This is a genomic window from Nonomuraea sp. NPDC059007 (assembly GCF_042740555.1).
Taxonomy (GTDB): Bacteria; Actinomycetota; Actinomycetes; order Streptosporangiales; family Streptosporangiaceae; genus Nonomuraea.
In genome coordinates, this window is the sequence record NZ_JBHYJD010000044.1 from 74,117 (window position 1) to 90,949 (window position 16,833).

A 16,833-nucleotide genomic window follows, 5' to 3' on the forward strand; every position below is an offset into this window, starting at 1 on the left:
GTGCGACGTGAGAAGCGACCCCCACGATCGGCGCCCGCGCACGGCGGCGGGTGGCGTGGGGGTGGCTTGCCGTACTTCTAAAAAGCTTCTAAGAGGGTTTAGGGGGTTTTGCGCTGCAGGAGCTGCAGGCTGCGCGAGGCGACGGCGACCAGCGCGGCGGGCGGCCACTGCTCGTCGGGGAAGGGCTCGTCGCGGGCGGTGTCGTCGCTGGTGTCGAAGACGGTCTGCCAGGCCGCGCCGAACTCCTCGCCCGGCAGCGTGAACGTCATGTCCTCGTGGTGGGCGTTGATGAGCAGCAGGAACGAGTCGTCCTGGATGCGCTCGCCGCGCGGGCCCGGCTCGGTGATGGCGTCGCCGTTGAGATAGACCATGAGCGACTTGGCGTAGCCGGTGTGCCAGTCGCCGGCGCTCATCTCGGCGCCCGCCGGGGTCAGCCACACCAGGTCGCGGCCGTTGTCGGCGGTGCGGCCGCGGAAGAAGCGGCGGCGCTGGAAGACCGGGTGCTCGCGGCGCAGCCTGGCCAGCGACCGCGTGAACTCCAGCAGGTCCGACTCGGTGTGGACGGCCGTCCAGTCGATCCAGGTCAGCTCGTTGTCCTGGCAGTAGGCGTTGTTGTTGCCGCGCTGCGAGCGGCCCAGCTCGTCGCCGTGGGAGAGCATCGGCACGCCCTGTGACAGGAAGAGCGTGGCCAGGAAGTTGCGGCGCTGGCGGTGGCGCAGGCGGACGATGTCCGGGTCCTCGACCGGGCCCTCGGCGCCGCAGTTCCAGGAGCGGTTGTCGTCGGTGCCGTCGCGGTTGTCCTCGCTGTTGGCCAGGTTGTGCTTGCGGTCGTAGGAGACCAGGTCGGTGAGGGTGAAGCCGTCGTGGCAGGTCACGAAGTTGATGGAGGCGACCGGGCGGCGGCCGGAGGTGGCGTAGAGGTCGGCGGAGCCGGTCAGCCGGGAGGCGAACTCGGGCAGCGCCGAGCCGGTCCCGCGCCAGAAGTCGCGCACCGTGTCGCGGTACTTGCCGTTCCACTCCGTCCACAGGGGCGGGAAGTTGCCGACCTGGTAGCCGCCGGGGCCCACGTCCCACGGCTCGGCGATCAGCTTGACCTGCGAGATCACCGGGTCCTGCTGGATCAGGTCGAAGAACGCGCTCAGCCGGTCCACGTCGTGCAGCTCCCGCGCCAGCGCCGAGGCCAGGTCGAAGCGGAAGCCGTCCACGTGCATGTCCAGCACCCAGTAGCGCAGCGAGTCCATGATGAGCTGCAGCGCGTGCGGCGAGCGGACGTTCAGCGAGTTCCCGGTGCCGGTGTAGTCGAGGTAGTAGCGCCGGTCGCCGTCGTGCAGGCGGTAGTAGGCCGAGTTGTCGATGCCGCGGAAGCCCAGCGTCGGCCCCATGTGGTCGCCCTCGGCCGTGTGGTTGTAGACCACGTCCAGGATGACCTCGATGCCCGCCTCGTGCAGGGCGCGCACCATCGCCTTGAACTCCAGCACCTGCTCCCCGCGCGAGCCCGCGCTCGAATAGGGACCGTGCGGGGCCAGGAAGGCCATCGTGTTGTAGCCCCAGTAGTTCGTCAGCCCCCGCGCCACCAGGAAGTGCTCGGGCACGAAGTGGTGCACCGGCATCAGCTCGATCGCGGTCACCCCGAGCGAGACCAGGTGGTCGATCACCGCCGGATGCCCGATCCCCGCGTAGGTGCCCCGCTGCTCCGCCGGCACCGACGGGTGGCGCATCGTGAGCGCCCGCACGTGCGCCTCGTAGATCAGCGTCTGATGGTACGGCGTGCGCGGCGGCCGGTCGTTGCCCCACTCGAAGAACGGATTGATCACCACGTTCTTCGGCATGTACGGCGCGCTGTCGGCGTCGTTGAACTCGGCCGGATTGGTGAACCGGTAGGCGAACAACGCCTCGTTCCAGGTCAGCTCCCCGTCGATCGCCTTGGCGTACGGGTCGAGCAGCAGCTTGGCCGGGTTGCAGCGGTGGCCCTGCGAGGGCGCGAACGGGCCGTGGACGCGGTAGCCGTACCGCTGGCCGGGGGCGATCCCGGGCAGGTAGCCATGCCAGACGAACCCATCCATCTCCGGCAGATCAACGCGCTCCTCGGAGCCGTCGTCCTGAAAAAGGCACAGCTCAACCCGCTCGGCGACCTCGGAGAACACCGAGAAGCTGGTGCCAACGCCATCCCAGGTGCCGCCGAGTGGATAGGGCTCGCCCGGCCAGACCTCACGCATGTGACCCAATTGTCGCACGCGATCGTCCCGTTGCTAGAGCAGTTCCGCTTTCAGGCTGATCGTGGTTCCCGACAGGGCCTTGCTGACGGGGCAGTTCGCCTTCGCCGTCTCGGCCGCCTCCTGGAACTGGCCGGGCGTCAGGCCGGGGACGTGGCCCTTCACGCTGAGCACGATGCCCGTGATGCCCTCGCCCGGCTGGAAGGTCACCTCGGCGCGGGTCTCCAGCGACTCCGGCGGCGTACCGGCCCCGGCCAGGCCGTGCGACAGCGCCATCGAGAAGCAGGAGGAGTGGGCGGCGGCGATGAGCTCCTCGGGCGAGGTCTTGCCGTTGGCCGCCTCGGCCCTCGACGGCCAGGAGACCTCGAAGGTGCCGACGCCGGAGGTGTCGAGCGAGACCGTACCGGAGCCGTCGAGCAGCGCGCCCTTCCACTGCGTGGTGGCCGTACGCGTGGTCGCCATGGCGATAGTCCCTTCATCGATTGCCGATACAGGTCCGAACATATCCTGTATCGCCGCGGTGACCATGAGTGGTCGGTTGTAATCGGAGCGGAGCGTCGTAATCCCCGCAGCGGAGGGCCCCGTGCCGGATGACGATGAACGGTATGCCGCGTTGTACCACCGCCACTACTCCACGGTGCTGCGCTACGCCGCGCGCAGAGTAGGGCGGGACGCGGCGCCCGACGTCGCCGCGCGCACCTTCACCGACGCCTTCCGCCGTCTCGGGCAGGCGCCCGGCGAGCGCCGTGCCGAGCGGGTCTGGCTGCTCGGCATCGCCCGCGGCCAGGTCAGCAACGAGTGGCGCGGCCTGCGCAGACGCCAGGCCCTGGCCGACCGGCTGGCCGTCTGGCGCGCGCCGTCGGCTGACCAGGGCCTCGACGGCGAGATCGTCACCCGGCTCGCCTTCCACGAGGCGCTGGCGAGGCTGGCCGGCAAGGACAGGGAGGCCCTGCGCCTCTTCTACTGGGAGGGGCTCAGCGTGGAGGAGGCCGCCACGGTCGCCGGCTGCCGCGCCGGCACCATGGCCACCCGGCTCAGCCGGGCCAGGGCACGCCTGCGCGAGCACCTGCGCACGCTCGGGTTCCAGGAGGGGAGCTGATGGACGAGCTCGCACGGCTGATGGCACGCCACGACCCGGCCCCGCACGAGGTGCCGCCCGACGAACTGCTGCTCGCCGAGATCCTCGGTACGGCCCGGCCGCGCCGCGGCTCCACCCTGTCCTGGCGGCTGACGTTCGGCGCGGCGCTGGCCACCGGGCTGGTCATCCTCGCCGCCGGCGCCATCCCCACCGCGAGGGCGCCCGGCCAGGTGACCGTCGCCGCCTACTTCCGCTACCCCGGCGCGCCGCTCGCGCTGTGCGGAGAGCCGGGGCCACGGCCGCGCAAACTGCCCGGGACCGGGGGCGGGGCCCGGCGCGTCGTACTCGGCCTGGCCGAGGCGGCGGCACGGGCCGGACGGGTGGCTGTGCGCGGCCACGGCCGGATCACGGTGGCGTCGTCGCTGCTGAGGCCGGGCGGGCGGGCCGGCGTGCTGTCCAGGCAGTGGACACCGGTCCGGGGTTACGGCCGCCGGGTGGAGTACACGCTGGCCCTCGACGGGGAACGCCTCGTCCAAGGGCAGCAGGGGCGGGAGGGGGCGTACCGGCCGGGACTCCCGCTCCCCGGCGACTCCGCCGACCTGCGCGCCCGCCTGTCGGCGGAGCCCGGGACGTACGGGCTGCTCACCGCGATCGTCTCCCTCAACGAGAGCGAGGTCCTCGACGCCGCGCGCGTGGCCGCGCTGTGGCGGGCCCTGGCCGACCGGCCGGGCCTGCGCACACTGGGCCAGATCACCGACCGGCGCGAACGCAGGGGGCAGGGGGTCGCCGTCGACGTGGGCGCCGCCGACCGGTGGGTGCTGGTGGCCGACCGGGGGAGCGGCGACCTGCTGGGGGTGGAGCGCGTGATGCTGCGGCCCGCGACCGGCCTGGAGGCCACGCCGCCCTGCGTCCGCGACTTCTGGACCTTCCTCGACCGCGCCGACACGGCCACCACGCGCGACTGACCCGCCCCGTTCCTTGTACGGCGAGACCCGGCAGCCCACGTGAGAAGCGCGCCCCGGCAACCCACCTCAGCCCGACGGCCAAACACGACGGCTCCGCAAGGCGGCTTGAGGCGGTTCGTACGGCGGCTTCGTAAGGCGGTGAAAGACGCGGCGGCGCGGAGCCGTAAGAAAAGCCGGGCGGCCGGACTATTACCGGGCATGATGATGACGCCCGCTTGGTGCCCGCCCCATCCGGAGGATCTCCGTCCCACCCCGCGCGACGGCCGCCGCTGGTGCGGTCCGCTCGAAGGCGTACTGCGCCGATTGTGGTCCCCCAAGGACGGCCCGCCACGCCCCGGCTTCGTCACCGCCGTCGACGACCTGGCCACTCTCGAGTACGGCCCCGCCCACCGCCTGGCCACCGGGCTGGCCATGCTGTGGATAGGCGGCACCGGCATCGGCTACGTCGTCAAGGACCCGGACGGCATCACCGGCCGCAGCCTCCCCTTCTCCCGCCCGGCCCTGTGGCGCGACCTCCCGCCCCCTTCACCGGCACGCATGCTCGCCGCCCACGCCCTGTGCGACCTCGACGGCCTGTCGGCAACGCTGGAGTGGCGGGCCCTGACCCGCCGCTGCCTCCCGCTCTTCCGCGACCGCCCCGCCCCGGGACCCCGCGACTGGTGGGCCGAGTCCTTCGCCCTGAGGTCCCAGGCCCGCATCGCCGCCATCCTGGACGGCGACCAGGCAACAGCCGAAACCGTGGCCGCCTACCACCACCGCATCACCACCTCCTACCCCACCCCGCCCTACCCCTCCTCCTAACCCACCCCGCATCCCCTCGGCCCCAACCACCCTCGGGGGCCAGCATCCATAGGACCTCGGCGGCTCGATCAAATCCCCAGCCGGGACCCCGCGTCCCACCCAACCGCGTTTCTCCCGAAACTCCGCGCGGCGCCCCTCCCCGCGCGGGTCCCGGGCAGGACCCCCACCCCCTGCCCGGGACACCCTCCGGCACCACACCCCGTTTACCTGGACCGAACGCCGCACGCCATGGTCGTCCCCTGCCCCTCGTCCCGGGCCGGGGCGCCGCACGCCGTGAGGCTGGGTGCCGGGCGGGCCTCGTGGTCTGGTTCCGCGTAGGGCGGGGCCCGGGGAAACCGGGTCCGGCACGAGGGAAGCCCGGCACCTGAGCCGAGCCAAAACAGGGGCGCGGAAATCGGGGGTTTCGTTCGTCATCCGGCTCAACATTTCCGGCGAATAGTGACATGCTCGGGTCGCGGCGCACCCGCCGCCTAGGTCCGGATCACGGGAGTGTGGTGCCAGTGGAGGCACCGTTCGACGACCGCCTGTTGCATCAACGGGTGGTCGGCGGCGATGAGTCCGCGCTCGGTGAGGTGTATGACCACCTCTCCTCGCTGATCTTCGGTCTCTCGCTCCGCGTCACCAGGGACCGTGTGATCGCCGAGGACATCACCCAGGAGGTGTTCCTGATCTTCTGGGAACGGCCCCTGGCCTACGACCCCGACCGGGGCACCCTGCGCGCCTGGCTGGCCACGATCGCGCACCGGCGCGCCGTCGACCATGTACGCGCCGAGGAGCGGCGCCGGGTCTCCGTCCTGGGGCCGAGGCTGTTCGAGCCCCCGCCTGAGAGACTGGAGGAGACCGTGCTCGCCGCCGACGAGGCCAAGCGGGTACGCCAGGCGGTCACCCGGCTGCCCGAAGGTTTACGCGAGGCGATTGAACTGGCGTACTTCGGTGGCCGTACATATCGGCAAGTGGGCGAGGAGCTGGGCGTGCCCGAGGGCACGGCCAAGTCACGCATCAGGCTGGCGCTGCGGCGCCTGGCCGACGCGCTGGCAGAGGAAGAGGTGTGATGGAGCCCGTCGAGCGTCTGTACCTGGACGCCCTCATGGAGGAAGCGGCCGTGCCCGAGCGGTCGCTCCGGCCGCAGCTGCTGGCCGGGGCGAGGGCCCGCCGCCGGCCCGCCGCGCCCACGGCCGCGTGGGCGGAGCCGTACGCCGGACGGGTGGCCGCCATGGACGCGCTGCTGGCCGCCGCGATGGACGACGACTGGGCCCGCGAGATCGTCGAAGGCTGGACGCTGCAGGAGCTCGTCGCCCACCTCGCCGCCAAGGACGGGCTGCTGGCCGCCTCGGTCGGCGCCCCCGTGCTCGGCCCCGCCCTCGACGCGCTCGACGCGATGGGACGCACCCTCCAGGTTCAGGAGTACGAGCGGGCGCGCAGCCCCGAGCAGACCCGGCGCGACTGGCGGGCACAGGCGGACGCCCTCTGCCGCCACCTCGGCGGCCTGACCCCCGACACCCCGGCCACGCTCGACGGCGTGGCCGGCGCGGTCAGCGACCATGTCCTGGCCCGCGGCCTGGAGACGTGGATCCACACCGACGACGCCGCCTCGGTCGCCGGGCTACGCCTGCCGCACCCCGTCCCCGACCACATCCGGCCGACCGCCGACCTGTGCGCCCGCCTGCTGCCGTGGACGATGCTGCTGTCCGGGGTGGACGGCGCCGGCCGTACCCTCAACCTGACCTTGACCGGACCCGGCGGCGGGGAGTGGACCATGCCGCTGGGCGTCCACGACACGGCCCCCGGCGCCCCGGACGTCTCGATCACCGCCGACGTGATCGGCTTCTGCTTCCTGCTGGGCGGGCGCGGCGAGCCCGAGGCGTTCCCCGCGGACATCACGGGTGACCACGCCCTGGCCGCCGACATCCTGCGCACCGCGCCGGCCCTGTCCGGCCCCTGAAAGGTCCGGGAGTCAGAGCTTGGCGGCCGCCTCGGTGACCATCTCGCGCTCGTAGGAGTCGTCGCTCTCCGCCAGCACCCGCTTCACCCCGGCCTCGGCCCGCGCGTCGCCCCGCTCGGCCAGCCCCCGCGTGGCCTCGGCCACCGTGCGCAGGTCGGTGTCGTCCAGCCGCTGGGCCAGCACGTCCCTGATCTCCGGGGTGTCGGCGTCGAGGGAGGAGAGCCCGGCGGTCGCCCAGTCGCGTACCTCGGAGTCGTCGTCGCGCGTCATCGAGACCAGCAGCGCCAGCCCCTCGGCGTGGCCGGGCGGCAGCACGTCGGCCAGCGCGATCGCGTCGGTCATCGTGCGCTGGTGGTCCGGGCGGCCGAGCACGTCGAGCACCTGCGGCAGCGCCCGCGGGTCGCCCTGGTGCCCGAGCGCGGCCAGCACCGAGCGCAGCACCTGCGGGTTCCCCTCGGTGGTGGCCATCTTCTGCAGCAGCGGCAGCGTGCGCTCCAGGTAGGGCTTCTCGCCGTCCTCGGTGACGCCGTACTGCGCGATCGCGTCCACGCCGAACTCCCGCTCGCGGGCGTCCTCGCTCACGCACAACCGCGCCAGCGCCTCGTACGTCTCCTCGTCGGCCCGCTTGCCCAGCGAGTCGGCGACGACCCACCAGGTCTCGGCGTCCTCGTCGACGTCGCGGTGGGCCAGCGCCCTGGCGACGAGCTGGGGGATGGGCGTGTAGAGCCCGGTGGCGTCCTCCAGGAGGGTGGCGACGGCCGCGTGCCCGCGCTGGGCCTGCACCTGCTCGCTCTCCTCGCCGTCGGCGGAACGGCCGGCCACCGTCACCAGCTCGGTGCCGTCCTTGGCGAACTGCCTGCCCACGACATACTCCCAGTCCTCCTGCCCGATCTGGTCGAGCAGCGCGGTCTCCAGGTGGACGCCGACCCAGTCGATCGCGATGTCGTAGGGGCTGTCGCCGTCGCCGTCGTACTTCTCCGGGTCGGCCCCGGCCGTCAGCAGCTCCCGCACCACCCCGAGCGCGCCGCGCCTGGAGGCCAGGCTGAGCGGGGTGTCGCCGTCCTCGTTCGGCTCGTCGACCTGCGCGCCGGCCTCGATGAGCGCGCGGGCGGCGTCGGCGTTGCCGTTGGCGGCGGCCCACAGCAGGGCGTGCCAGCCGCCGCTCTCCTTCGCGTTGACATCGGCCCCGGCGGCCAGGAGCGCCCCGATGACGGACACCCGGTCCCAGGCCGCGGCCGCGCAGAGCGGCAGCCCTTCCTCACCGGCCTCGTTGGCGTCAGCCCCGGCGGCGAGCAACGTGCCCGCCGTCTCCAGGTCGCCCTTCAACGCCGCCTGGTACAGCTCATCCTCACGCATGACAGCGACCCTAACGCCTCACCGCCCCAACCCCGACGAACGTCCCGGCGAGGTGCGCGGTTCGATGGACGAGGAATCCTCCTTCTGGAGGACCGCGAGCGCCACAAGACGCGATATGTTGCGACTATGACAGACTCTGGGGAACTGCGCGCTTCCGACGCCGAGCGCGAGGCCGTCGTCGAGCAACTGCGCGTCGCCTCAGTCGACGGCAGGCTCACCCTCGTGGAGCTCACCGACCGCACCGAGGCGGCCTACACAGCGACCACCCACGCCGAGCTGGCGCTCCTCACCCAGGACCTGCCCGCCGCCGGTGCCGTGCCCGTGACGGCACCCGCGCCCGAGCGCAAGAAGCGCTGGTTCCTGGCGTTCATGGGCGACACCAAGCGGCGCGGCAAGTGGCGGGTCGACCAGGAGCTCGGCGCGGTGGCGGTCATGGGCGACGTGGTGATGGACCTGCGCGAGGCCGAGGTCCGCACGGACGTCATCGACATCACCGCCGTCGCCGTCATGGGCGACGTCAAGATCATCGTGCCCGACGGCGTGGACGTGGACCTCGACGGCTTCGCCTTCATGGGCGACAAGAAGGTCGACGTGCTGGAGGCCGCCCCCGGGATGAACGTGCCCGTCGTGCGCGTGCACGGCTACGCGGTGATGGGCGACATCAAGGTGTACGGCGACGCCCGCGCCAAGCCGATCAAGCGCGGCTGGTCCGCCTGGCGCGAACACCTCGGCCTGACCCCCGGCCAGCTCTACGGAGACCCCCGCCGCCTCGGCGACTGACCACGATCCGGCGGGCGCGCGCGACGCCATGCCGGTGAACGGGCCCAGAACCGCCCTGACGGCCTGGACGTGCCCCGAGCCCGTGCTCCGGCCGGATCGGACGGGCTCGTGAGACGTCAGGCGACCGGCGCGGCGGCCACCACGTCAGGCGACCGGGGCGGCGGCCACCACGTCAGGCGACCGGCGCGGCGGCCACCTCGGCGAACGCCTGGGCGTAGCGCTCCAGGACGACGTCGACCAGTTCGGGAGCCGGGCCCAGGACGTCGGCGACCACGTCGGCCCCCGACTCCCGCCGCACCTTGTCCGCGAAGAACCCCGGCGCCAGCAGGTACGGAGCCACCGCCACCCGCGGCGCCCCGGCCCTGCGCAGCGCGGCCACCGCCTCGGCGGGCGTGGGACCGGCGGCCGAGGCGTAGGCGGGAACGACCCGCCACCAGCCGGCCCGCCGGCCCGGGCCGCCGTCGGACCACAGCCGCGCCAGGTCGGCGATGACCGCGTTGGCCCTGACGTCGCTGGAGCCCGCCGAGACCAGGACGACGGCGGTGTCCGGGTCGCCGGGCCGTACCCCCGACTCCGACAGGCGGCGCTCCAGCGCCGCGAGCAGGAGCGGGTGGGGGCCGAGCGTCGTGCCGTAGTGGACGCGCAGCCGGGGGTCGCGGGCGCGCGCCTCGTTGAGGGCCGCGGGCAGGTCGACGCGGCTGTGGTAGGCCTCGGTCAGCAGCAGCGGGAGCACCGCGGCCTCGCGCAGGCCGTGCAGCGCCTGGCCGAGCGTGGGGGCCGCGTGGTCCAGGTAGGCGGTGCGCACCGGGAGGCCGGGGCTGGCCAGCCGTACCCGGTCGAGGAGGGCTTCCACGGTCGCGGCCGCGCGCGGGTCGCGCGAGCCGTGCGCCACCGCGACCAGCGGCACGCGGCCCAGAGGGGACCCCGGAGAGGACGGGGTGGCGAGTGGTGGGCGGGTCCCTGCGAGCCCGCCCACCCTCGTCACCGGGACCTCGCCCCTGCCAGAACGGGGTCCCTCGCCCGACGGATGCCGCCCGTCGGGCGAAATTTCGGTAGTCAGAGGTGAATGCCGCATTCGGTCTTCCCCAGGCCCGACCACCGGCCGCTGCGCGGATCCTCGCCATCGGCCACCTGGCGCGTGCACGGCGCGCAGCCGATGGACGGGTAGTTGTCGTAGTGCAGCGGGTTGACCAGCACGCCGTTGTCGGCCATGTAGTTGTCCACGTCCTCCTGGGTCCAGGAGGCGATGGGGTTGACCTTGACCATCTGCCGCCTGGCGTCCCACTCCACGACCCTGGTTCCGGCGCGGGTGGACGACTCGTCGCGGCGGATGCCGGAGATCCACGCCAGGTACGGCTCGAGCGCCCGGTTCAGGGGCTCGACCTTGCGCAGGTAGCAGCACAGGTCCGGGTTGCGGCCGAACAGCCGGGGCCCGAGGTCGCGCTCCTGCTCCTTGACCGTCCGCGACGGCTGCACGTTGATCACGTTGACGTCGTAGACCTGCTGGACGGCGTCGCGGGTCCCGATCGTCTCGGCGAAGTGGTAGCCGGTGTCGATGAACAGCACGTCGATACCCGGCTTGACCCGGCTGACCAGGTCGATCAGCAGCGCGTCGCTCATCGAGGAGGTCAGCGTGAGCCGGTCGCCGAAGGTGGCCGCGGCCCAGCGGATGATCTCGCGGGCGGGCGCGCCCTCCAGGAAGATGGCGGCGGACTCGACGATGTTCTGCAGGTCGAGCGTGCCGCGTTGTGCTCTTAAACCGGTCTCGATCTCGACCAGCGTCATATCTTTACCCCGATTCCCAGAAATTTCAGCTTGAAGGCGCGAGCGCAGGCGCGGCAGTACCAGCCGCCGTCGCCCTCGTAGGGCTCCAGATCCTCATCGCCGCAGTACGGGCAGTGGAAAGGAACCGCGCGGGCGCCGCTCATTTGAGGTCCGCCTCGTCGGCGCGCTGCACCCAGTCGGCGAAGCTCTCGCCGTCCTTCTTCTGGTCCTCGAAGTGGGTGACCACCCGCTCGACGTAGTCGGGCAGGCCGTCGGAGGTGGTCTTGAGCCCGCGCACCTTACGGCCGAAGCCCGGGTTGACGCCGAGCGAGCCGCCCAGGTGGATCTGGAAGCCCTCGACCTGCTCGCCCTTGTCGTTGACGACGAGCTGGCCCTTCAGGCCGATGTCGGCGACCTGGATGCGGGCGCAGGAGTTGGGGCAGCCGTTGACGTTGATCGTCAGCGCCTCGCTGAAGTCGGGCAGGCGCCGCTCCAGCTCGTCGATCAGGTCGGAGGCGACCGCCTTGGTCTCGACGATGGCCAGCTTGCAGTACTCGATGCCGGTGCAGGCCATGGTCTGGCGGCGGAAGGTGGAGGGGCGGACCTGCAGGTCGCTGGCCTCCAGCTCGGCCACGATGCTGTCGACCCGGTCGGGCGTGATGTCGAGGATGACCATCTTCTGCTCGACCGTGGTGCGTACCCTGCCGGAGCCGTGGCGCTCGGCGATGTCGGCGATGGCGTGGAGCTTGTCGCCGTCGAGGCGGCCGACCTTGGGCGCGAAGCCGACGTAGAAGTTGCCGTCCTTCTGCGGGTGGACGCCGACGTGGTCGCGGCGGTTGCCGCGGGGCGCCTCGGGGGCGGGGCCGTCGGGCAGCGGCTCCTTGAGGTACTCGGTCTCCAGGACCTCGCGGAACTTCTCGGGTCCCCAGTCGTTGACGAGGAACTTGATCCGGGCACGGTGCCGGAGACGGCGGTACCCGTAATCACGAAATATCCCGATAACGCCGCCGTAGACATCCGCGACCTGGTCGGGCCGGACGAAGACGCCGATGCGCTTGCCGAACATCGGGTTCGTGGAAAGGCCGCCGCCCGCCCACAGGTCGTAGCCCTTCTCGCCGGTCGGCAACTGGACCGCCACGAACGCCACGTCGTTGATCTCGTGCACCGTGCAGTGGGCCGGGCAGCCGCTGATCGCCGACTTGAACTTGCGAGGCAGGTTGGAGTACGCCGGGTCGCCGATGTACTCGTCGTGGACCTCGCGGATCTCCCCGGTCGAGTCCAGCAGTTCCTCGGCGTCGATCCCGGCCAGCGGACAACCGAGGATGACCCGGGGCGTGTCGCCGCAGGCCTCGGTGGTCGACAGGCCGACCTCCTCCAGCCGCCGCCAGATGTCGGGCACCGACTCGATCTCCACCCAGTGCAACTGCACGTTCTGGCGGTCGGTCAGGTCGGCGGTGCCCCTGCCGTAGTCGTTGGAGATGTCCGCGATGACCCGGAGCTGGCGCAGGTCGAGCTGGCCGCCGTCGATGCGGATGCGGAGCATGAAGTAGCGGTCGTCGAGCTCCTCGGGCTCGAGGATCGCGGTCTTGCCGCCGTCGATGCCGGGCTTGCGCTGGGTGTAGAGGCCGTACCAGCGCATACGTCCGCGCAGGTCGGCCGGGTCGATGGAGTCGAAGCCCAGCTTCGAGTAGACGTCGATGATCCGCTGGCGAACGTTGAGACCGTCGTCGTTCTTCTTGTTCTCTTCGTTCTTGTTGAGCGGTTCGCGGTAACCGAGGGCCCATTGGCCTTCTCCGCGCGGGCGCTTGTGGTGCCGGCTGGCAGGGGTGCTCATTGCGCGTCCTTCAGGGTTTGTGGGCGCGCGCGGGATGTCCCTCCTGCCTCACCATTGAGTGCAGGGGTCCCAGAAGAGCTTGTGCGACGCGCGCCGCTGCGAAATACAGGCAGGGATTAGCGGGCGTCGCAACAGATGGCACTGCGGACACGCTGAAGATCGACGTGGCGTCGACCGACAAGCATGGGGTCCGCTGGCATGTTCCAAACGATACCCCGGCGCGCAGGGATGTCCAAGAAGGGGTCCAGACTCTGGGACCAGAACAGGGGTACCCCTACTCACCCCTGCCGTGGCCAGTCGAGCTCGGACTCCTTGGGCTCCTGCGGGGGCTGGTGCTGGCAGTCGCACCAGGAGCCGCCCCGGCACTCCTCGTGGCGGCGCTCCGCGCAGCTCTCGCAGATCACCTTCGACATTGTCGCACTGGAATGTTGTTCGGTTAGAGTGCGGTGCCATGGACCTCATGCGCGAGCTCGCCGCCGACCTGCGTGATGAGAGCGCCTCGCTGGAGGCGCTGCTGGCTCCGCTCAGCCCCGCCCAGTGGGAGCTGGCCACCCCCGCCGAAGGCTGGGCGATCCGGGATCAGATCAGCCATCTCGCCTACTTCGACGACGCCGCCGTGAGCGCCGTCAACGACCCCGACGCCTTCCGCGCGAGCGCCGAGGAGCTCATGAAGGGCCCCGCGTCCGTCGACGACCTCGCCGTCCGGGCCCGCGCCCTGTCACCGGCCGAGGTCCACGCCTGGTTCGGTACGGCCCGCGCCGCCCTGCTGACCGCCCTGTCCGGCCTCGACGCCAGGCGGCGCCTGCCCTGGTACGGCCCCGACATGTCGGCCGCCTCCTTCGCCACCGCGCGCCTCATGGAGACCTGGGCCCACGGCCAGGACGTGGCCGACGCCCTCGGCGTGACCCGCGAGCCCACGGCCCGGCTGCGCCACGTGGCCTCGATCGGGGTGCGGGCGCTGCCGTACAGCTTCGTGATCCGGGGTCTGCCGATCCCCGAGCGGCCCGTCAGGGTCGAACTGACGCTGCCCGGCGGGAGCCCGTGGACGGCGGGCCCGCAGGACGCGGCGGACTCGGTGCGCGGCCCCGCCCTGGACTTCTGCCTGGCCGTCACCCAGCGCGCGCACCTCGACGACACCGCGCTGGAGGTGCGCGGCGAGACGGCGGCGGCGTGGATGGCGATCGCGCAGGCCTTCGCGGGCCCTCCGGGTAAGGGCAGGGCCGCCTCGGGGAAGGCCCCGATGACCTGACCGGCGACGCACTGACATGCTGGACACATGCGGACACTGCTGAACGTCATCTGGCTGGTCTTCGCCGGGATCTGGCTGGCGCTCGGCTACGCCGTCGCCGGGGTCATCTGCTGCATTCTGATCATCACGATCCCCTTCGGCATCGCCTCGTTCCGGATCGCCGGCTACGCGCTGTGGCCCTTCGGCCGCACCGTGGAGCGCTCGCCGGACGCCGGCGTCATGTCCACGATCGGCAACGTCATCTGGTGCGTGGTGGCCGGGATCTGGCTGGCCATCGGGCACGTGCTCACCTCGATCCCGCTGTTCGTCTCGATCATCGGCATCCCGCTGGGCGTCGCGAACCTCAAGATGATCCCCATCTCCCTGCTACCGCTCGGCGCGCGCGTCGTGGACGTCAGATAGTCCGGGCGCGGCGGAGCATAAGCTTGCGGGAAGTACACCTGCGAGAGTGTTGGTGCCATGACGTCGACCGATGCGCCTACCCGGCGTACACAGCGCAAGCGGCGCAGGCAGGTCCTGAGCAAGGTGAGGACCCACCTGAGCTGGGTGCGTGACACCAAGTCGTGGGCGCTCGTGCGCGCGACGACGAACGCGGGTGTCGACTACCGGGTGACCGGGCTGGCGGGGGAGGCGGCGTTCTTCGCGCTGCTGTCGCTGCCGCCGTTCGTGCTCGGGCTGATCGGTGTGCTGGCCAAGCTGGGCGTCTGGCTGGGCCGCGACAACGTGGGCAAGGTCGAGCAGTGGGTCGTCGAGCAGGCGGCCGTGCTGTTCACCACCGACGCGGTCGAGAAGGTGGTCAAGCCGCTGATCGCCGACATTCTCCGGGACGACGCCAGCAAGGTCTCGATCATCTCGCTCGGCTTCCTGCTGTCGCTGTGGTCGGGCTCGCGGGCCCTCTACGTCTACGTGGACCTGATCTCCGTCGCCTACGGCCTGGGCGAGGAACGCGGCATCGTGCGCACGCGGCTGATGTCCTTCGGCCTGTACCTCGTCGGCCTGGCCATCGGGCTGATCGTCATGCCGGTCCTGGTCATCGGGCCGACGCTGCTCAAGGAGGCGCTGCCGGCGCAGTACACGCCGGTGATCGACCTGGCGTACTGGCCGGTCGTCATCGTCGGCTCCGTGCTCTTCCTGACCGTGCTCTACCACGTGAGCGTGCCCGTGCGCACGAAGTGGTACCGGGAGCTGCCGGGGGCGATCCTGGCGTTGTTCATCTGGATCGTCTGCGCGGGCGTGCTGCGGTCGGTGCTGGCCGCCTGGTTCTCGCCGGTCTCCATCTACGGCTCGCTGGCCGCCCCCGTCGCGGTGCTGCTGTGGCTCTACATCACCGCCCTGGCCGTGCTCATCGGCGCCATCCTGAACGCCGAGGTCGACCGCCTCTGGGGCGACACCCGCTCGGCCGTCGCGAAGTAGGCTCCGCGCCCCGCCCGAGCGCCTTCCGCTATCGTCTAGGGCGTCGCGACCGGCGCATAGGGTGGGCCTGAACCACCGGGGAGCGGAATCGTGCGGAGGCCGAGCGCCTGGGTCTTCGCGAGGATGTCAAAGACGACAGGAGTGCCATGTCTTCTCTCGCTAGCGTTGACCCGCAGATCGCTGAGCTGGTCAAGGCGGAGGAGCGCCGCCAGGCCGACACCGTGAAGCTGATCGCCTCCGAGAACTACGTCTCCAGGGCGGTCCTCGAGGCCACCGGCACCGTCCTCACGAACAAGTACTCCGAGGGCTACGCGGGCAAGCGCTACTACGAGGGCCAGCAGGTCATCGACCAGATCGAGACCGTGGCCATCGACCGGGCCAAGGCGCTGTTCGGGGTCAACCACGCCAACGTCCAGCCGTACTCGGGCTCGCCCGCCAACCTGGCCATCTACATGGCCTTCCTGAAGCCGGGCGACACCGTCATGGGCATGGGCCTGCCCTTCGGCGGCCACCTCACGCACGGCTGGTCGGTCAGCGCCACCGGCAAGTGGTTCAACCCGGTCCGCTACGGCGTGCGCAAGGACACCGGCCGCGTCGACATGGACGAGGTACGCGCCCTGGCCCTGGAGCACCGCCCCAAGCTGATCTTCTGCGGCGGCACCGCCATTCCGCGCACCATCGACTTCGAGGCCTTCGCCTCGGTCGCCAGGGAGGTCGGCGCCGTGCTGGCGGCCGACATCGCGCACATCGCCGGCCTGGTCGCGGGCGGCGCCCACCCGTCGCCGGTGGGTCACGCCGACGTCATCTCCACCACCACCCACAAGACCCTGCGCGGCCCGCGCGGCGCCATGCTCATGGCCACCGCCGACGAGCACGCCACCGCGCTCAACAAGGCCGTCTTCCCCGGCCTGCAGGGCGGCCCGCACAACCACACCACCGCCGCCATCGCCGTGGCGCTGCGCGAGGCCTCCACCGACGAGTTCAAGGCCTACGCCCACCAGATCGTCGCCAACGCCAAGGCGCTGGCGGAGGAGCTGTCCGGCCGCGGGTTCGACCTGGTCTCCGGCGGCACCGACAACCACCTCATCCTGCTCGACCTGACGCCCAAGGGCATCGGCGGCAAGCCCGCCGCCCAGGCGCTCGACCGCGCCGGTCTCGAGACCAACTACAACGCGGTGCCGTTCGACACCCGCAAGCCCTTCGACCCGTCCGGCATCCGCATCGGCACCCCGTCGGTCACCAGCCGCGGCATGAAGGAAGCCGAGATGCGCCAGATCGGCGCCTGGATGGACGAGGTCGTCACCGCGCTGGCCAAGGGCGACGCGGAGGACGTCATCACCCGCGTCCACCACGAGGTCAGCGAGCTGACCGCCCAGTTCCCCGCCCCCGGCCTGTCCTAGAACGCGAAAAGACCGGCGCCCGCCGCCCCCTCTGAAGC

Annotated in this window: 19 protein-coding genes; 10 read left to right on the forward strand and 9 right to left on the reverse strand. The window is 71.6% G+C overall.

Annotation, left to right across the window (positions count from 1 at the left end; genetic code table 11):
- Window positions 1-98: 98 nt before the first annotated feature.
- Both glgX and ACFWY5_RS45175 read right to left on the reverse strand, forming a co-directional pair.
- On the reverse strand, window positions 99-2,216 hold the full coding sequence (gene glgX / locus ACFWY5_RS45170; protein ID WP_379613774.1) for a glycogen debranching protein GlgX: 2,118 nt from the start codon (window positions 2,214-2,216) through the stop codon (window positions 99-101).
- Between the two features lie 33 nt (window positions 2,217-2,249).
- A complete protein-coding gene (locus ACFWY5_RS45175) occupies window positions 2,250-2,675 on the reverse strand; it encodes an OsmC family peroxiredoxin (protein ID WP_379613772.1) in 426 nt (141 codons plus the stop codon).
- A 121-nt stretch (window positions 2,676-2,796) separates the two neighbouring features.
- On the opposite strand from ACFWY5_RS45175, the gene ACFWY5_RS45180 reads away from it, so the two are divergent.
- The 5 genes from ACFWY5_RS45180 to ACFWY5_RS45200 all read left to right on the forward strand — a co-directional run bounded on the left by ACFWY5_RS45180 (window position 2,797) and on the right by ACFWY5_RS45200 (window position 6,999).
- Complete coding sequence (locus tag ACFWY5_RS45180) at window positions 2,797-3,312, forward strand: RNA polymerase sigma factor (RefSeq protein WP_379638546.1); 516 nt, start codon at window positions 2,797-2,799, stop codon at window positions 3,310-3,312.
- On the forward strand, window positions 3,312-4,256 hold the full coding sequence (locus ACFWY5_RS45185; protein WP_379638547.1) for a hypothetical protein: 945 nt from the start codon (window positions 3,312-3,314) through the stop codon (window positions 4,254-4,256). The genes ACFWY5_RS45180 and ACFWY5_RS45185 overlap by 1 nt, the downstream gene beginning before the upstream one ends.
- A 198-nt stretch (window positions 4,257-4,454) precedes the next feature.
- Entirely contained in the window at window positions 4,455-5,057 is a 603-nt protein-coding gene (locus tag ACFWY5_RS45190) for a hypothetical protein (protein WP_379613766.1), read from the forward strand.
- A gap of 500 nt (window positions 5,058-5,557) precedes the next feature.
- The gene (locus tag ACFWY5_RS45195) at window positions 5,558-6,109 is read left to right on the forward strand and encodes a sigma-70 family RNA polymerase sigma factor (RefSeq protein ID WP_379613764.1); all 552 of its coding nucleotides are present in this window, start codon (window positions 5,558-5,560) and stop codon (window positions 6,107-6,109) included.
- The gene (locus ACFWY5_RS45200) at window positions 6,109-6,999 is read left to right on the forward strand and encodes a maleylpyruvate isomerase family mycothiol-dependent enzyme (RefSeq protein ID WP_379613762.1); all 891 of its coding nucleotides are present in this window, start codon (window positions 6,109-6,111) and stop codon (window positions 6,997-6,999) included. The genes ACFWY5_RS45195 and ACFWY5_RS45200 overlap by 1 nt, the downstream gene beginning before the upstream one ends.
- A gap of 12 nt (window positions 7,000-7,011) precedes the next feature.
- Here ACFWY5_RS45200 and ACFWY5_RS45205 read toward each other — a convergent pair whose 3' ends face one another.
- Window positions 7,012-8,355, reverse strand: coding sequence for an ankyrin repeat domain-containing protein (locus ACFWY5_RS45205; protein WP_379638548.1), 1,344 nt, complete (start codon window positions 8,353-8,355; stop codon window positions 7,012-7,014).
- Between the two features lie 126 nt (window positions 8,356-8,481).
- Between ACFWY5_RS45205 and ACFWY5_RS45210 the strand changes: the two genes are divergently transcribed.
- Window positions 8,482-9,135, forward strand: coding sequence for a DUF1707 domain-containing protein (locus ACFWY5_RS45210; protein WP_379638549.1), 654 nt, complete (start codon window positions 8,482-8,484; stop codon window positions 9,133-9,135).
- Window positions 9,136-9,307: 172 nt separating this feature from the next.
- Here the strand turns inward: ACFWY5_RS45210 and ACFWY5_RS45215 are convergent, their stop codons facing one another.
- From ACFWY5_RS45215 to ACFWY5_RS45240, 6 genes are all read right to left on the reverse strand, one after another.
- The gene (locus ACFWY5_RS45215) at window positions 9,308-10,051 is read right to left on the reverse strand and encodes a sirohydrochlorin chelatase (RefSeq protein WP_379638554.1); all 744 of its coding nucleotides are present in this window, start codon (window positions 10,049-10,051) and stop codon (window positions 9,308-9,310) included.
- Between the two features lie 140 nt (window positions 10,052-10,191).
- A complete protein-coding gene (locus ACFWY5_RS45220) occupies window positions 10,192-10,920 on the reverse strand; it encodes a phosphoadenylyl-sulfate reductase (protein ID WP_379613756.1) in 729 nt (242 codons plus the stop codon).
- Window positions 10,917-11,063, reverse strand: coding sequence for an Insertion element protein (locus tag ACFWY5_RS45225; protein WP_246510212.1), 147 nt, complete (start codon window positions 11,061-11,063; stop codon window positions 10,917-10,919). Before ACFWY5_RS45225 ends, ACFWY5_RS45220 begins: the two co-directional genes overlap by 4 nt.
- Window positions 11,060-12,733 (reverse strand): nitrite/sulfite reductase, encoded by a 1,674-nt coding sequence (locus ACFWY5_RS45230; RefSeq protein WP_379638550.1) that lies wholly within the window; start codon window positions 12,731-12,733, stop codon window positions 11,060-11,062. Before ACFWY5_RS45230 ends, ACFWY5_RS45225 begins: the two co-directional genes overlap by 4 nt.
- A gap of 116 nt (window positions 12,734-12,849) precedes the next feature.
- Window positions 12,850-12,933 (reverse strand): putative leader peptide, encoded by an 84-nt coding sequence (locus ACFWY5_RS45235; RefSeq protein WP_311132608.1) that lies wholly within the window; start codon window positions 12,931-12,933, stop codon window positions 12,850-12,852.
- 78 nt (window positions 12,934-13,011) lie between these two features.
- A complete protein-coding gene (locus tag ACFWY5_RS45240; protein ID WP_379613752.1) occupies window positions 13,012-13,146 on the reverse strand; it encodes a hypothetical protein in 135 nt (44 codons plus the stop codon).
- A gap of 38 nt (window positions 13,147-13,184) precedes the next feature.
- Between ACFWY5_RS45240 and ACFWY5_RS45245 the strand changes: the two genes are divergently transcribed.
- From ACFWY5_RS45245 to glyA, 4 genes are all read left to right on the forward strand, one after another.
- Window positions 13,185-13,982 carry a TIGR03084 family metal-binding protein gene (locus tag ACFWY5_RS45245; RefSeq protein WP_379638551.1) on the forward strand — a complete coding sequence of 266 codons (798 nt, stop codon included), beginning with the start codon at window positions 13,185-13,187 and terminating at the stop codon, window positions 13,980-13,982.
- A gap of 27 nt (window positions 13,983-14,009) precedes the next feature.
- Window positions 14,010-14,384, forward strand: a complete 375-nt coding sequence (locus ACFWY5_RS45250; protein ID WP_379638552.1) for a YccF domain-containing protein — start codon at window positions 14,010-14,012, stop codon at window positions 14,382-14,384.
- A gap of 57 nt (window positions 14,385-14,441) precedes the next feature.
- Window positions 14,442-15,395 (forward strand): YihY/virulence factor BrkB family protein, encoded by a 954-nt coding sequence (locus tag ACFWY5_RS45255; protein ID WP_379613746.1) that lies wholly within the window; start codon window positions 14,442-14,444, stop codon window positions 15,393-15,395.
- 146 nt (window positions 15,396-15,541) lie between these two features.
- Window positions 15,542-16,795 (forward strand): serine hydroxymethyltransferase, encoded by a 1,254-nt coding sequence (gene glyA, locus ACFWY5_RS45260; RefSeq protein ID WP_379613744.1) that lies wholly within the window; start codon window positions 15,542-15,544, stop codon window positions 16,793-16,795.
- Window positions 16,796-16,833: the final 38 nt, after the last annotated feature.

What these genes read in the sequence shown, in the direction of transcription:
- glgX (WP_379613774.1), bottom strand. Translation starts at nt 2,216, where the DNA reads ATGCGTGAGGTCTGGCCGGGCGAGCCCTATCCACTCGGCGGCACCTGG.
- ACFWY5_RS45175 (WP_379613772.1), bottom strand. Translation starts at nt 2,675, where the DNA reads ATGGCGACCACGCGTACGGCCACCACGCAGTGGAAGGGCGCGCTGCTC.
- ACFWY5_RS45185 (WP_379638547.1), top strand. Translation starts at nt 3,312, where the DNA reads ATGGACGAGCTCGCACGGCTGATGGCACGCCACGACCCGGCCCCGCAC.
- ACFWY5_RS45190 (WP_379613766.1), top strand. Translation starts at nt 4,455, where the DNA reads ATGATGATGACGCCCGCTTGGTGCCCGCCCCATCCGGAGGATCTCCGT.
- ACFWY5_RS45200 (WP_379613762.1), top strand. Translation starts at nt 6,109, where the DNA reads ATGGAGCCCGTCGAGCGTCTGTACCTGGACGCCCTCATGGAGGAAGCG.
- ACFWY5_RS45205 (WP_379638548.1), bottom strand. Translation starts at nt 8,355, where the DNA reads ATGCGTGAGGATGAGCTGTACCAGGCGGCGTTGAAGGGCGACCTGGAG.
- ACFWY5_RS45210 (WP_379638549.1), top strand. Translation starts at nt 8,482, where the DNA reads ATGACAGACTCTGGGGAACTGCGCGCTTCCGACGCCGAGCGCGAGGCC.
- ACFWY5_RS45220 (WP_379613756.1), bottom strand. Translation starts at nt 10,920, where the DNA reads ATGACGCTGGTCGAGATCGAGACCGGTTTAAGAGCACAACGCGGCACG.
- ACFWY5_RS45225 (WP_246510212.1), bottom strand. Translation starts at nt 11,063, where the DNA reads ATGAGCGGCGCCCGCGCGGTTCCTTTCCACTGCCCGTACTGCGGCGAT.
- ACFWY5_RS45230 (WP_379638550.1), bottom strand. Translation starts at nt 12,733, where the DNA reads ATGAGCACCCCTGCCAGCCGGCACCACAAGCGCCCGCGCGGAGAAGGC.
- ACFWY5_RS45235 (WP_311132608.1), bottom strand. Translation starts at nt 12,933, where the DNA reads ATGCCAGCGGACCCCATGCTTGTCGGTCGACGCCACGTCGATCTTCAG.
- ACFWY5_RS45240 (WP_379613752.1), bottom strand. Translation starts at nt 13,146, where the DNA reads ATGTCGAAGGTGATCTGCGAGAGCTGCGCGGAGCGCCGCCACGAGGAG.
- ACFWY5_RS45245 (WP_379638551.1), top strand. Translation starts at nt 13,185, where the DNA reads ATGGACCTCATGCGCGAGCTCGCCGCCGACCTGCGTGATGAGAGCGCC.
- ACFWY5_RS45250 (WP_379638552.1), top strand. Translation starts at nt 14,010, where the DNA reads ATGCGGACACTGCTGAACGTCATCTGGCTGGTCTTCGCCGGGATCTGG.
- ACFWY5_RS45255 (WP_379613746.1), top strand. Translation starts at nt 14,442, where the DNA reads ATGACGTCGACCGATGCGCCTACCCGGCGTACACAGCGCAAGCGGCGC.
- glyA (WP_379613744.1), top strand. Translation starts at nt 15,542, where the DNA reads ATGTCTTCTCTCGCTAGCGTTGACCCGCAGATCGCTGAGCTGGTCAAG.